This is a genomic window from Caballeronia sp. LZ033 (assembly GCF_031451265.1).
In the GTDB taxonomy this organism is placed as follows: Bacteria; Pseudomonadota; Gammaproteobacteria; order Burkholderiales; family Burkholderiaceae; genus Caballeronia.
Genome location: NZ_JARUXQ010000003.1, coordinates 358673 through 372414 on the forward strand (window position 1 = coordinate 358673; position 13742 = coordinate 372414).

Sequence of the window (13742 nt, forward strand, 5' to 3'; positions counted from 1 at the left end):
GACCTCAGGGACGCGCGGCGACTTCATCGAGATGCAGCAGCAGATCGGCGGGATCTTCATAGACGCGCAGAGCGCCCGAGCGTTCCAGTTCGTCGCTGCCATATCCGCCCGACAGCAAGCCCACGCCCAGCGAGCGGCAGCGACGCGCGGCGAGCATGTCCCAGATGCTGTCGCCGACCACGACGGTATTCTCGATCGGCACGTTCAGGCGCGCGGCCGCGGCGAGAAACAGATCCGGGTCCGGCTTCGCGTACTTCACCTGATCGCGCGTGACGACGACCTGCTTGGACGGATCCACGCCCAGCGCTTCGAGGTTGAGCTGGGCGGTTTCCATGCGTCCGCTCGTCGCGATGGCCCAGCGCGTGCCGGCCTGCGTCAGCGCATCGAGCAGTTCGCGCGCCCCCGGCAGCGGGCAGACCTGCGCGCGCAGCCGCTGGTAAGCCGCCGCATGCAGTTGACGCAGCCGCTCGACTCGGTCCGGACTGATCGTGCCATGAGTCTCGCGCAATAGCTGGTTCGTGAACAACCCGCCGCTCATGCCGATCTTGCGATGAATGCGCCACACCGACAACTCGATGCCTTCCGCATCGAGCGCTTCCTTCCACGCCAGCACATGCTGATAGACGCTGTCGACCAGCGTGCCGTCCAGATCGAACAGGAAAGAGGTTTCGATACGCATGTTCTGCTCCTTGTGAATGGATCCGTTCTTGCCATCATACGCATTGTTGCAGGACGGACCGCGCGACAGGCCTGGCGTGGATGCGATAATGGATGTTTGCGCCGCAAGGCCACCCCCGCGCGGATTCTTCGCGTGAGATACCGGTTTTTTGCATTGATAACGCATGACGGAGCCCATCTTGACCCGCATCGACAATCCCTCCCGCGATCAGGAGGCAGGCGTGGCCGACTCCACGCAAGACACCACCCGCATCGATGACACGCGCATCGGCGCCGTGCGTCCGCTGATTTCCCCCGCGTTGCTGCTCGACGAACTGCCCGTGACGCCCGGCGTGCAGACGCTGGTGGAAGAATGCCGCGCGGGGATCGCCCGGATTCTCCACGGCCAGGACGACAGGCTCGTGGTCGTCGTCGGGCCGTGTTCCATTCACGATCACGATCAGGCCATGGAATACGCGCGTCGCCTGAAGACGGTCGCCGGGAAGCTGCGCGACGATCTGCTCATCGTGATGCGGGTGTACTTCGAAAAGCCGCGCACCACGGTGGGCTGGAAAGGCTATATCAACGATCCGCGCCTCGACGGCAGCTTCCGCATCAACGAAGGCCTGCGCCGCGCGCGTGAACTTCTGCTCGACATCAGCGAGCTCGGCCTGCCCACCGCAACCGAGTTCCTCGACTTGCTCAGCCCGCAGTACATCGCGGATCTGATCGCGTGGGGCGCCATCGGCGCACGTACGACGGAATCGCAAAGTCATCGGCAACTGGCGTCGGGTTTGAGCTGTCCCATCGGCTTCAAGAACGGCACCGACGGCGGCGTGCAGGTGGCGGCGGACGCCATCGTCGCGGCGCGCGCCAGTCACGCGTTCATGGGCATGACCAAGATGGGCATGGCCGCGATCTTCGAAACGCGCGGCAACGACGACTGCCACGTGATCCTGCGCGGCGGCAAGAACGGCCCGAACTACGACGCGCAAGGCGTCGGCGAAGCGTGCGCGTCGCTGGCGAAGCTGGGTCAGCGCGAGCAGGTCATGATCGACTGCTCGCATGCCAACTCGAACAAGTCGCATCTGCGCCAGGTGGATGTCGCGCAGGACATCGCGCGCCAGCTCGAAGCGGGCGAGCGGCGCATCACCGGCGTGATGATCGAGAGCCATCTGGAAGAGGGCCGTCAGGACCTGAAGCCGGGCGTGCCGCTCAGGCATGGCGTATCGATCACCGATGCCTGCCTCGGCTGGACGCAAAGCGAGCCGGTGCTGGAACTGCTCGCGGAGGCCGTGCGGAAGCGGCGGGCGCGCTGATGCCCGCAGGCCGGGCGATATTCCGCTAGCACCCGAGGGGAGGCGGAAGGCGGCACGATTGCCTTGCAATCACCCGCCTTCATCCGGACACCTCCCCATGCTCGTTTCCAGCGCCACCTCGGGCAGCGCCGCCTTCACGACAGAAGGTGACGATTCGTCGAACGCCGAATCGGCGGATCTCGCGCAACCGGCCGAAGGCGCTTCATCGACTTCTTCCGGTGAGGTTGACCTCCCTCGTTCGGAGATGTCGACCCAGTCGCAGATCGCTCCCGACGAATCCGCCCCGACGCGCGTCAAACGGGACGACTCCAGCGAAGACTCCGACGACGAACCGCTTGCCGCCGCCGATGCCTATGCCGACCATGTCGTGAAGCTTGGTCAGGAGCAACCACTGAGCGCGACGGAGCTGAACGAAGCGCGCTGGAGCGCGGTGCGTTCCGTGCAGGCCAGTCACAGCATGCTGGCCGATTCGCAGACCGCAGACGCCATCGGCAACACGATACTGGATGCGCTGAACCGGTCGCCGACCTTCCAGTCCATGGTGAGCTACGGTCAGCGTCATGGCGGCGAGCGGCTAGGCGACCTCGACTACCGCAACGAGTACGACTACCGTTTCGGGTTCCACGGCGAGGAACGCGCGATTCACACCATGACGGCTGATTACCTGCGAAGACAATCTTCCACGGACATGCCGCTGGAAGTCGACGTCAGCGCCCATTCACGGGACGAGTATCAGCCGCCGTGGGTCAATGTCGGCGTGGTGCCGAATGCAGGTTCTCCGCTCATGGATACCTGGCGCCTGGGGTTGATACACGAACTCGCGCATCAGTTAACCGACTCGGAAGATCCTTCGAGGGACTCGTCGGAAGACCGCATGGGTCCGACCGAGATCCTCGCCTACCGGGTGGCGGACGAGCTGGGCTGGCACCCGCCGCGGTTCGAAAGCTATGGCTCGGAGGATCGAACAAGTTGCTTCGAGCATCTCGAACGCGCCGCTCTGATCGACGCGGCAGAGCGCAACGCGCCTCACGCCCGGGCCTTCTTCGAACGGCTTGAGGTACTCAGCGAACGCAGCCATGCCAGCCCCGACTTCCATGAACTCGAAGAGCCGGCGGCAGGGGCCGCCGCGTCCGATCACACGTATTTCCAGCCGGAGCCTGCCGGCACGTCCGCGAGCAATTTGAGCGCCGTCGGGATGATTCCCGAAGCGGCGGCGCCGCACAACGTGACCCAGCCGTTGCCCGAGCAGCCGCCGAGCGAGGACCTCACCCACGTGCAGTTCTATCAGGGCGAGCCGTTTCTGTTCCGCTTCGCGCAGAGCACGCCGCTGGGCCCGCCAACAGGCTTCGCGAGCGCATGGGCAGCATCGAGCGCCAGTTGGGACACGCAGGGCCGCTTCTTTCGCTATGGCAAGCCGGTGGATGGCAATCCGCACGTGCGCCAGTTCGATTTCGACGACGGCAGCAAGGTCGTCATTTCCGCGCATCAGCCTCAACTGGCCAATAGCGACGGCACCAACTTCGAGAAGGGCGCGATAGGCGTGGGTGCGGCGGTCCTGGGCGCGGTGGCCGGCGGCGTGGCGGGCGGGCCGGCGGGGGCAGTGGCGGGTGGGTCGATCGGCGCGGCCGTGGGCGCCGCGGCGGCGGCCAAGGTTCCGTATGACCGGATCTGGCAGCCGTATGACATCAACTACTACTACAAGGGCGCCGCGAGTCCTTTCTACAGCCAGTACATGTACCCGTGGGACAGCAACCCGGATCGCGTCAAGCTGCTAACGCAGTTGGCCGACCCGAACCTTTACCCCGACTACGCCGACAGCGACCCCGACGATCAGTGGCGTTTCTGGCGGTGGCGCTCGGGTGATACGCCGCAGAGAACCTGACAGGGCGATGGCCGGAATGGGCCGAGCGTGTTTATCGAGAATGTCGAGCAGGAGTGAGTTCATGATCGTTTCCGGAGCCAGTACCAGTGCCACGTCCAGCAATGCCGCTCCTACTGCAGATGACGACCAACCGGCGTCTCCCGCTCCGGCGAACCCGCAGCCTGCCGACAACGTCGAATCGTCGGAATCGTCAGAATCGTCGCAGCGATCCCAGCCATCCCCGCCCGGCGATTCACTCGCTTCCGCCGGAGACGGCGAAGCGCCGAAGCCCCCCGGCCAGAAGGATTCCTCTTCGTCATGGGTGCCGACCCAAGCCCAACTGCCCTCCGCCGACGTGGACCTGGCGCGCGTGAAGCGCGAGGACCCCGATCCACCGGCGGCCTCGTCCGACGCCTACGCCGATTACGTGGTCGAAAAAGGCCATGCAAGCCCGTTGAGCGATGCTGAACTCAATGATGCGCGGTGGGGCGCGATACGCGCAGTGCAGAACAGCCACAGCAGGCTGATCGATACGCAGACGGCCGACATGATCGGCAACACCATGCTGGACGCTCTGGACCGGTCGGAGACATTCCGCGACATGGTGAGTTTCGGTCTGCATCAGGGCGGCGAGCGGATCGGGGACATCGGATTCCGGAACCGCTATTACCACACGCCGCAGTTCCGGGGCGATTTCCGCAACATCCGCGAGATGACGTCGATGTATCTACGGCTCAACCCCGCGACAAACATGCCGCTCTCGCTCTACACCAGTGCCCAGCCCAGAACGCCCGAGCAGCCGCCGTACGTGAACATCAGCGCCGCGCCGAATGAGAATTCGACGTACCTGGATGCGTGGCGCGTCGGCCTGGTCCATGAGATCGCCCATCTGACGACGAACTCGCGCGACCCTGACCCGGATGCGCCGCAGACGAGCCTGGGCCCGACCGAGCTGCTCGCGCAGCGGGTGGCAAGGGAGATGGGCTGGCAGACGACGAACTTCACCAGCTATGGTGACAACGCGCGCAGCTACTATCACCAGCAGGTCCAGCGCGCCGCGCTGATCGATGCCGCCGAACGCAATGGGGCGCATGCGCGGGCTTTTTTCGAACGCCTCGATGTGCTCGCCGGGAATCAGGATGCGAGTCCCGACTTTCACGAACTGGGCCAGCCGTGGCCAGGGACCGCCGTCCCGGACCACACGTACTTTCAGCCGGAGCCTGCCGGCGGATCGGCGGGCAATGCGAGTTCCGCCGGGATGATTCCCGACGCCGCGGCGCCGCACAATGTGACTCAGCCGTTACCGGAGCACCGGCCGAACGAGGACCTTTCGCGCGTGGAGTTCAGTCATGGCGAGCCGTTTCTCTTCCGCTTCGCCGATAGCGCGCCGCTGGGCCCGCCCACGGGCTATCGAAACGCATGGGCGGCATCGAGCGCCAGTTGGGACACGCAGGGCCGCTTCTTTCGCTATGGCAAGCCGGTGGACGGCAATCCGCACACACGGCAATTCGATTTTGACGACGGCAGCAAGGTCGTTATCTGGGCGTACGAGCCTCAACTGGCCGCCAGCGACGCCACCAACTTCACGAAGGGTGCGATAGGCGTTGGCGCGACGGTCGTGGGCGCCGTGGCCGGCGGATTGTCGGCCGGGCCGGTGGGGATAGGGACGGGTGGATCGATCGGCGCGGCCGTGGGCGCCGCGGCGGCGGCCAAGGTTCCTGACGACCGGATCTGGCAGCCCTACTGGATGAATTACTACTATCCGGGCGCGACCAGCCCTTTCTACCGCTCGTACATGTACGCCTGGGACAATGACTCAAAACGCGTGAACCTGCTGGCGAGGCAGGCCAACGCGAACCTTTATCCTGACTATGCGGACAGTGCTCCCGACAATAACTGGAGCTTTTGGCGATGGCGTTCGGGCAGTACGCCGCTGCGTACCTGACTTCGCTATCTCACCGCCGCCGCATTGAGCGCATTGAGCAATGCCAGCGGATCGAACGGCTTGCGCAGATGGATGGCGCCGGGCAGGGCGCGCCGTTCTTCGTCGCTGAGCGCGAGGTCGAAGCCGGTCACGAACACCACGCCGAGCGCCGGCATCTCGCGCGACGCCGCAATGGCCAGCGCCACGCCCGATTCTCCCGCGAGATCGACATCCGTCAACAGCACTTCGAAGCGCTGCGCGCGCAGCAGCGTCATCGCTTCGTCGACGCTGCCCGCTTCCATCAGGTCGAGACCAAGCGTGCGCAGCAACTCCGCGCTGCTGACGCGCACCAGTTCGTTGTCTTCGACGTACAGCACGCGCATGTGCGCGAGCGCGTCGTCGGTCGGGGCGTCCGGGACGTTTGGTACGGCGTGTCCGGCTGTCTCCGCGTGCTGTGTCTGCTCCGGCCGCTGCCCGAGCACATGGCGAACCTTGCGCGCCAACGCCTCGTGCGTATAGGGCTTGCTCAGCAGATCGATGCCTTCGTCGAGACGTCCGGCGTGCACGATGGCATTGTCCGTATAGCCCGACGTGAACAGCACCACGATCCCCGGCACACGCTCGCGCGCCTTGCGGGCCAGCTCGGTGCTGCGCAAGGGGCCGGGCATGACGACATCGGTGAACAGCAGATCCACCGGCACGCCGCTCTCGACGATCGCCAGCGCACTTTGCGCATCCTTCGCGCGCAGCACGCGATAGCCGAGGTCCGCGAGCAACTCGACGACCGTCGCGCGCACTTCCTCGTCGTCCTCGACGACGAGGATCGTCTCGCTGCCGCCCTTTGCCGGGCCGGCGTCGATGGCAGTTTCGAGATCCTCTTCCTCGCGTGCGCGCGGCAGGTAGATGCGCACCGTCGTGCCGTGTCCTTCCTCGCTGTACACCTTCACGTGGCCGCCCGACTGCTTGACGAAGCCATACACCATCGAGAGGCCGAGCCCCGTGCCCTGGCCTTCGCGCTTGGTCGTGAAGAACGGCTCGAACGCGCGCTCCTGCACTTCCGGCGACATGCCCGCGCCCGTATCCGTCACGGCGACCATCACGTACTGGCCTGGCGCGACATCGGCGTTGCGCAGCGCATAGGCTTCGTCGAGCGACGCGTTGCCCGCCTCGATCGTCAGCCTGCCGTGCGCGTTCATCGCGTCGCGTGCGTTGATCGCCAGATTGAGCAGGGCGTTCTCCACCTGGAACGGATCGACGAGCGTGTTCCACAAGCCGCCCGACACGATGGTCTCGATCTCGATGCCGTCGCCCAGCGCGCGGCGGAACATGTCGTCGAGGCCGCGCACGAAGCGTCCGAGGTTCACGACCTTCGGCGCGAGCGGCTGGCGTCGGCCGAAGGCGAGCAGTTGCGACGCCAGGTTCGCGCCGCGCGCGACGCCCGCCAGCGCGTTGCGCACGCGCTGCTCGGCCTTCTCGCGCCCGGCCACATCCTTGGTCAGCAATTGCAGATTGCCGCCGATCACCTGCAGCAAATTGTTGAAGTCATGCGCGACGCCGCCCGTCAGCTTGCCGATGGCCTCCATCTTCTGCGCCATCCGCAGCGCCTCTTCGGCGTGGCGCAGCGCGTCGGCGGTTTCGCGGTCGGCGGTGACGTCGCGTCCCACGCCATGAATGCGCCGCGTGCGCGGGTCCAGCGCGACGTTCCAGGCAATCCAGCGCCAGCCGCCGTCGTGACGCATCAGGCGGCATTCGTAACGCACGGACAGGCCCATCGAGCGCAGGCGCTCGAGTTGTACGGCGGCGGCGGCGGCATCGTCGGGATGGACGAGATCCATCACCGTGTGCGAATGCAAACGCTGCGAGTCGAAGCCGAGCAGATGCGTCCACGACGGACTCACGCGCAGCAACGCGCCTTCAAAGCTCGCGACATAGAACAGGTCTTCGCTCAGTTCCCAGAGGCGGTCGCGGTCGGCCACGGCATCGGCCACGCGGCGTTCGAGCGTTTCATTGAGATCGCGCAGCGCATCCTGCGCCTTGGTGCGTTCGCTGATCTCGTCCTGCGCGGCCTGAAAGAGGCGCGCATTGTCGATGGCGATGGCCGCCTGCGACGCGATGCCCGCCAGGATCCGCTCCGCGCGCTCGCCGAACACGCCTGCTTCCGGATGCCCGAAGAACAGGCCGCCGAGCACTTCGCCCGTGCGCGAGAGCACTGGCGCGGCCAGATAGCTGCATACGGCGAGATGACCTTTCGGCATGCCGTGATGCGGCGCGTTGTGGCCATAACGCGGGTCTTTCGTGATGTCGTCCGAACGGACGATGCCTTCGCCCCCGAAGGTCGGCCCGAAGACGGCGGTGTTGCGCGGCATCGGGAAGCGGTCGAAGCTGTCCTTCGGCACGCCCGACAGCGTGTAGAGCGTATAGCGCCCGCCCTGTTCATCGATCACGTTGTAGAAGAACGCGCCGAACGCGGCGCCGGTCAGTTCCGTCGCGGCATCGACGACGACCTGCACCGCGCGGCTCAGTTCGAGTTCGCCCGCCACCGTGTTGCCGACGCGGTTCAGGATCTCCAGCGTGCGCGATTCGTCGCGCAGCTTCTGCTCGGTCTCGTGGCGCAGCCGCGCCAGCCGCAGATTGCTCGCGACGCGCGCCAGCAGCTCGCGCGCGGAGAACGGCTTGGTCAGGTAATCGTCGGCGCCGGCTTCGAGACCGCTCACGCGCGCTTCCTCGCCGGCGCGCGCCGACAGCAGCACGACCGGTATCTCGCGCAAGCGCGCGTCCGCCCGCACGGCGCGCAGCAGGCCGAAGCCGTCGAGGCCCGGCATCATCACATCGGAGACGATGACCTCCGGCGGCGCGGCGCGGGCCATCGCGAGCGCCGCCTCGCCGTCCTGCGCGACGCTCACCTCGTGACCCGCCGCGCTCAGCATGCGGCGCATGTAGTCGCGCAGGTCGGCGTTGTCGTCGACGACCAGCACGCGGCCCGGCTCCGCGTCGGCCGGCGTCGGCTCGACGGCGCCTTCCGCGCCCAGCGGCGCGTCTTCCTCGCGCGGCACGGTGTCCGCGTCCGCGCGCTCTTCGGCGTCCGGCATCCAGCGCAGCGCGGCATCCACGTAGGAGCGCGCGCGGGCGCTGGCCTCGGCGGGCGGAGTGACGGGCCGGTCGGACTCATCGGAGTCGGCGTGAATGGCGGGCAGCCGCACCGTGAAGCGCGCGCCGTCGCCCAGCGTGCTCGCGGCCTCGATGGTGCCGCCGTGCAGCTTGACCAGCTCCTGCACCATCGCCAGGCCAATGCCGCTGCCTTCCACCGAGCGTCCCGTCGCGCCCGCGACGCGATGGAAGCGCTCGAACACGCGTCCGAGTTCGTGCTGCGGAATGCCGATGCCGGTGTCGCTCACCGTCATCTCGATGCCATGCTGCGCATGATCGCGCAGCGCGATGCGGATGACGCCGTCAAACGTGAACTTGAGCGCGTTCGACAGCAGGTTCATCACGATCTTTTCCCACATGTCGCGGTCGATGTTCGCGAGCAGCGGCGCGGCCGGCACGTCGATCTCGAGGCGCAGTCCTGCGGTTTCGATCGCCGAGCGGAACAGCGACGCCAGTTCCGCCGTGAAGCGGGCGAGGTCGGTGGGCTGACGGTGCATCTCGATGCGCCCGGCCTCGATGCGCGAGAAGTCGAGCAGGGCGTTGACGAGCTTCAGCAGCCGCAGGCCATTGCGATACATGATCTCGACGAGCCGCCGGTCCTCCACGCCGATGCGCGCCGGGCTCGCGAGCAGCTCTTCGAGCGGACCGAGCATCAGCGTGAGGGGCGTCCTGAACTCGTGGCTGATGTTCGAGAAGAAAGTTGTCTTGGCGCGGTCGATTTCCGCGAGCGCTTCGGCGCGGCGGCGTTCTTCGTCATAGGCGTGCGCATAGCCGATGGCCGCGCCGATCTGCCCGCCCACCAGGTTCAGGAACGCGCGATAGCCTTCGTCGAAGAGTCGGTAGGGATTCAGCGCGACGATCAGCACGCCCGCCCGGCCCGTCTCGCCCGAAGGCGCGATGGGCACGAGCACGGCGCGGTCCGGCGCGACGTGCCACGCGCCTGTCGGCAGTGCCGTGCCGAAACGCTGCCGCAAGTCAGTGACCACGCACGGCTGGTTGTCGCGCAGCACGCTCGCAAGCGGCCAGGCTTCCGCGCGGGCCGCCGGATGATCGGCGTCGATGCCGCACGCGCCGACCCGCTCGGCGGTCTCGCTGCCTGGTTCGGCCGCGAACAGCAGCGCGAAGGGCATGTCGCGGGATGCGCCTTGCAGCGCGGCGACCGACAGGCTGCACGCGTCGCGCCAGGTGCGGGCGTCGGCGGCGGAGGCGGCGAGTTGGCGCAACACGTGGAGCTGGCGCTCGCCGAGCACGCGCTGGGTGTCGTCGCTGTTCGCGCAGATGATGCCGCCGGTGCCCCCGCGGTCGTCGGGGATCGGGCTGTAGGAGAAGGTGTAGTAGGTTTCCTCCGGGAAGCCGTTGCGCTCCATGATGAGCAGCTTCTGTTCGACGAAGGTGCCTTCGACGCCCGAGCGCGCCGTATCCAGCAGCGGGCCGATGTCGCTCCAGACCTCGCGCCATACCACCGAGGTCGGCTGGCCGAGCGCATGCGGATGCTTGCCGCCGATGATCGACTTGTAGGCGTCGTTGTAGAAGAACAGCAGGTCCGGGCTCCAGCCCACCCAGATGGGCTGGCGCGACGTCAGCATGATGCGGATGGCGGTCTTGAGGCTCTGCGGCCAGTGCTCCGGCGAACCAAGGGCGGTCTGCGTCCAATCCGCCTGACGGATGAGGGCGCCCATTTCGCCGCCTCCCTGGAGGAAGCTCGGGTCGAGCCCGTCGCTCCTCGAATCCGCGATCAGATTGTCAGCTTTCATCGACGGTTGGTCTCCTCGCCCTGTCTCGATGTGGCGACGTGAAAGGTTCAGCGCCAGAACGCTCGTGCCGCCGCGTGTGAGCACGTCCGGATTTTCGCATGGAACGGGTTTTCAATTCAGGCGCGCGCACGCGTCAGGCCCGTCCGTCAAGGCGCTCAGGGTGCTTGCTTAGGGCACTCAGGGCGCGGCGACCGGATCGAGACCGGTGGCGCGCACCGTATCCTGCACCTGCGGCGAGGCGAGGTAACGCAACAGCGCGCGTGCTTCGTCGGGATGCTTTGCGCCCACCGGAATGCCGGCGGCGAAGCGCGTGACGGACTGCACCTCCTCGGGAATCCGGCCGACGAACTGCGCGCCCTGCACCGGCAGCAGTTCGCTCACCTGCTGCAGGCCGATCTCGTACTCGCCGTTCGCGACGACCGAGGCCACCGGGATTTTCGGCACCATCCTGGCCTTGGCCTTGACCTGATCTTCGATGCCAAGTTTCCCGAACATCTGGTTCTGGATGTAGACACCGCTTGCGCTGTCCGAATAGGCGATGGACTTCGCGTGCAGCAGCGTCTGTCTGAAAGCCTCCACGCTGCCGATGTCGGGCTTCGGCGCGCCCGCGCGCACCGAGACGCCGATACGGGAATCAGCCAGCTCGACACGCGAATCCGGGATGACCTTGCCTTGCTTGATGAGATCGTCGAGCGCGTAGCCGACCATGATCACCACGTCGGCCTGCTCGCCTCGCGCCAGACGGTTCGGGATGGCTTCGGGCGCCTTGCCCATCGACGGGCCGAGCGCGGTATCGAGGGTATTGCCGGTGGACGCCGCGAACTTCGGGCCGAGGATCTTGTAGGCGGCGGTGAAGCCGCCGGAACTCATCACGTGCAGTTCAGCCGCTTGGACAGCCGTTGCGGCCGTGGCGACGAACGTGCAGACAGCGGTGCAGACAGCAATCTTCCTGAAAAGCATTTTCATGGGCGTCGAACGTAGGGAAGGGGAAGCAGCCGCATTTGAACCCAAAGCGGCGCATCGGCGCAAGCGCCAGCGTGCACCGGCATCGGAACGCAATTTGCAGGACTCGTTCTTGCTGAAGGTGTGGTGCAGCAAAAAGCGATCAACAGACCAGCCGAATTCCCGTCGAACATGTCAAGACCGATGCCCAGGACTCAACCCTTATCAGAAGCAGGCGCGCACGAAGGCTTCGACATCTATGCGTCGTATGTCGTGAATGCGACGGGCATGCATATCGGCACGCTGAAAGTCGTGAGAAAGCGCGACAAGCGAGTGCTTTATCCCTTCGATGGTTGCGAGACCATCGGCCCGTTCGAATCGAGCGAGGATGCGCGGCACGCGGCGGAAGCGCTGGGCGTGCGCATCGTCGAGGCGGATATCGCGAATCCCGAACCCTGAAGGCACTGCACATTGACCTGCGACATCCATCGCCAAGCCGCCGACGCAGTAAGAAGCGCCGCGTCATGCGTGGCCGGGCGGCAAGTTTAGCGCGTGTGATGGGGAAAACCCCGGCGCGGCGATCGTCCTAGGACATGCGGCCTCTGCCGCATGCGTCTGTATCTTGAAGTTCAAGGCGGTGCAGGGCGCGCGAATCCGCGTGCGGCACCGGGCTACTGACGCATCGGGAGGACGACCATGAGCGAACAGCACCTCACTAAGCGGCAAGGCCATCGGGCGCAGCAGTTTCACGCGCCATCGCGCGGACCGATCCGGCGCGCGATGGCAGCCTCGGCCATCGGCAATGCAACCGAATGGTTCGACTACGGCATCTATAGCTACGGCCTCACCTATATCTCGGCGGCGCTGTTCCCCGGCAGCACGGCACAGGCCACGCTGTTCGCGCTCGCTGCTTTCGCGATCTCGTTCCTCGTGCGCCCGCTCGGCGGACTGTTCTGGGGGCCGCTCGGCGACCGGCTCGGCCGCAAGCATGTGCTGGCGCTGACCATCCTCATCATGTCGATGGCCACGCTGCTCGTCGGCCTGTTGCCTTCCTATGCGAGCGTGGGTTTGTGGGCGCCGGCGGCGCTGGTCGTGCTGCGCATGATCCAAGGGTTCTCGACCGGCGGCGAATATGGCGGCGCGGCCACTTTCATGGCCGAGTACGCGCCGGATCATCGGCGCGGCTTCTGCGGCAGCTTCCTCGAATTCGGCACGCTCGCGGGCTTCTCGCTCGGCGCATTGCTGATGCTCGGCTGCTCGGTGCTGCTCGGCAATGACGCGATGCACGCATGGGGCTGGCGTCTGCCGTTCCTGGTCGCGGCGCCGCTCGGGCTGATCGGGCTGTATCTGCGTTCGAAGATGGAAGACACGCCGGTATTCCGCGAATGCGCCGAAGCGGCGGAGCGCGAGACGCATGCGGGCTTGCCGTTGCGCGAGCTGTTCGCGCAGTACTGGCGGCCGCTGCTGCAACTGGGCGGTCTCGTGGTGGCGCTGAACGTCGTCAACTACGTGCTGCTCGCCTACATGCCGACGTTCATGAAGAAGGAACTCGGCATGAGCGACAACCTTTCGTTGCTGCTGCCCCTGCTCGGCATGCTGTCGATGATGGTGCTGCTGCCGTTTGCCGGGTTGTTGTCGGACCGGATCGGACGCAAGAAGGTGTGGTGGCTGTCGCTGGTGGGCATCTTCGTCGCCGCCGTGCCGATGTTCTCGCTGATGTCGCATGGCATCGCGGGCGCGCTGATCGGACTGGCGGTGCTGGGGCTGCTCTATGTGCCGCAATTGGCGAGCATCTCGGCGATGTTCCCCGCCATGTTCCCGACGCAGGCGCGCTATGCGGGCATGGCGATCGCCTATAACGTGTCGACCTCGCTCTTCGGCGGCACGGCGCCGATGGTCACCGACTGGCTCATCGGCCGCACCGGCAGCACGCTGGTCCCGGCGTATTACATGATGGGCGCGTGTGCGGTCGGCGCGGTGGCGTTGCTGTTCGTGACGGAGACGGTGGGATGCTCGTTGCGCGGCCGGGAGATCCCGGGGCAGGGCGAGGGGCGGCAAGAGGAGTCGATTGAAGGGTTGGGAGAGCACAGGCACGCGTGACAGGTGTGTCTGAGCTGTTGCTTCGATTGCGCGAAACG

Annotated in this window: 8 protein-coding genes; 5 read left to right on the forward strand and 3 right to left on the reverse strand. The window is 66.2% G+C overall.

Features of this window, described 5'->3' with window-relative positions:
* Window positions 1–4: 4 nt before the first annotated feature.
* Window positions 5–679 (reverse strand): HAD family hydrolase, encoded by a 675-nt coding sequence (locus QCE62_RS22895; RefSeq protein ID WP_309923487.1) that lies wholly within the window; start codon window positions 677–679, stop codon window positions 5–7.
* Between the two features lie 178 nt (window positions 680–857).
* Between QCE62_RS22895 and QCE62_RS22900 the strand changes: the two genes are divergently transcribed.
* The 3 genes from QCE62_RS22900 (at window position 858) to QCE62_RS22910 (ending at window position 5782) form a co-directional block, all read left to right on the forward strand.
* A complete protein-coding gene (locus QCE62_RS22900; RefSeq protein WP_309923489.1) occupies window positions 858–1976 on the forward strand; it encodes a 3-deoxy-7-phosphoheptulonate synthase in 1119 nt (372 codons plus the stop codon).
* Between the two features lie 97 nt (window positions 1977–2073).
* Window positions 2074–3858 (forward strand): M85 family metallopeptidase, encoded by a 1785-nt coding sequence (locus tag QCE62_RS22905; protein ID WP_309923491.1) that lies wholly within the window; start codon window positions 2074–2076, stop codon window positions 3856–3858.
* 61 nt (window positions 3859–3919) lie between these two features.
* On the forward strand, window positions 3920–5782 hold the full coding sequence (locus QCE62_RS22910) for a M85 family metallopeptidase (RefSeq protein ID WP_309923493.1): 1863 nt from the start codon (window positions 3920–3922) through the stop codon (window positions 5780–5782).
* A 5-nt stretch (window positions 5783–5787) separates the two neighbouring features.
* Here the strand turns inward: QCE62_RS22910 and QCE62_RS22915 are convergent, their stop codons facing one another.
* Window positions 5788–10662 carry a response regulator gene (locus QCE62_RS22915; protein ID WP_309923495.1) on the reverse strand — a complete coding sequence of 1625 codons (4875 nt, stop codon included), beginning with the start codon at window positions 10660–10662 and terminating at the stop codon, window positions 5788–5790.
* 177 nt (window positions 10663–10839) lie between these two features.
* Entirely contained in the window at window positions 10840–11628 is a 789-nt protein-coding gene (locus tag QCE62_RS22920) for a substrate-binding domain-containing protein (protein WP_309923497.1), read from the reverse strand.
* 180 nt (window positions 11629–11808) lie between these two features.
* Between QCE62_RS22920 and QCE62_RS22925 the strand changes: the two genes are divergently transcribed.
* Together QCE62_RS22925 and QCE62_RS22930 are read left to right on the forward strand one after the other, a co-directional pair.
* Window positions 11809–12063: a DUF6723 family protein gene (locus QCE62_RS22925; protein ID WP_309818671.1), complete on the forward strand. Its 255-nt coding sequence runs from the start codon at window positions 11809–11811 to the stop codon at window positions 12061–12063.
* Window positions 12064–12300: 237 nt separating this feature from the next.
* Window positions 12301–13704 (forward strand): MFS transporter, encoded by a 1404-nt coding sequence (locus QCE62_RS22930; RefSeq protein WP_309923499.1) that lies wholly within the window; start codon window positions 12301–12303, stop codon window positions 13702–13704.
* The last annotated feature ends 38 nt before the right edge of the window (window positions 13705–13742 follow it).

What these genes read in the sequence shown, in the direction of transcription:
- QCE62_RS22895 (WP_309923487.1), bottom strand. Translation starts at nt 679, where the DNA reads ATGCGTATCGAAACCTCTTTCCTGTTCGATCTGGACGGCACGCTGGTC.
- QCE62_RS22905 (WP_309923491.1), top strand. Translation starts at nt 2,074, where the DNA reads ATGCTCGTTTCCAGCGCCACCTCGGGCAGCGCCGCCTTCACGACAGAA.
- QCE62_RS22910 (WP_309923493.1), top strand. Translation starts at nt 3,920, where the DNA reads ATGATCGTTTCCGGAGCCAGTACCAGTGCCACGTCCAGCAATGCCGCT.
- QCE62_RS22915 (WP_309923495.1), bottom strand. Translation starts at nt 10,662, where the DNA reads ATGAAAGCTGACAATCTGATCGCGGATTCGAGGAGCGACGGGCTCGAC.
- QCE62_RS22920 (WP_309923497.1), bottom strand. Translation starts at nt 11,628, where the DNA reads ATGAAAATGCTTTTCAGGAAGATTGCTGTCTGCACCGCTGTCTGCACG.
- QCE62_RS22925 (WP_309818671.1), top strand. Translation starts at nt 11,809, where the DNA reads ATGCCCAGGACTCAACCCTTATCAGAAGCAGGCGCGCACGAAGGCTTC.
- QCE62_RS22930 (WP_309923499.1), top strand. Translation starts at nt 12,301, where the DNA reads ATGAGCGAACAGCACCTCACTAAGCGGCAAGGCCATCGGGCGCAGCAG.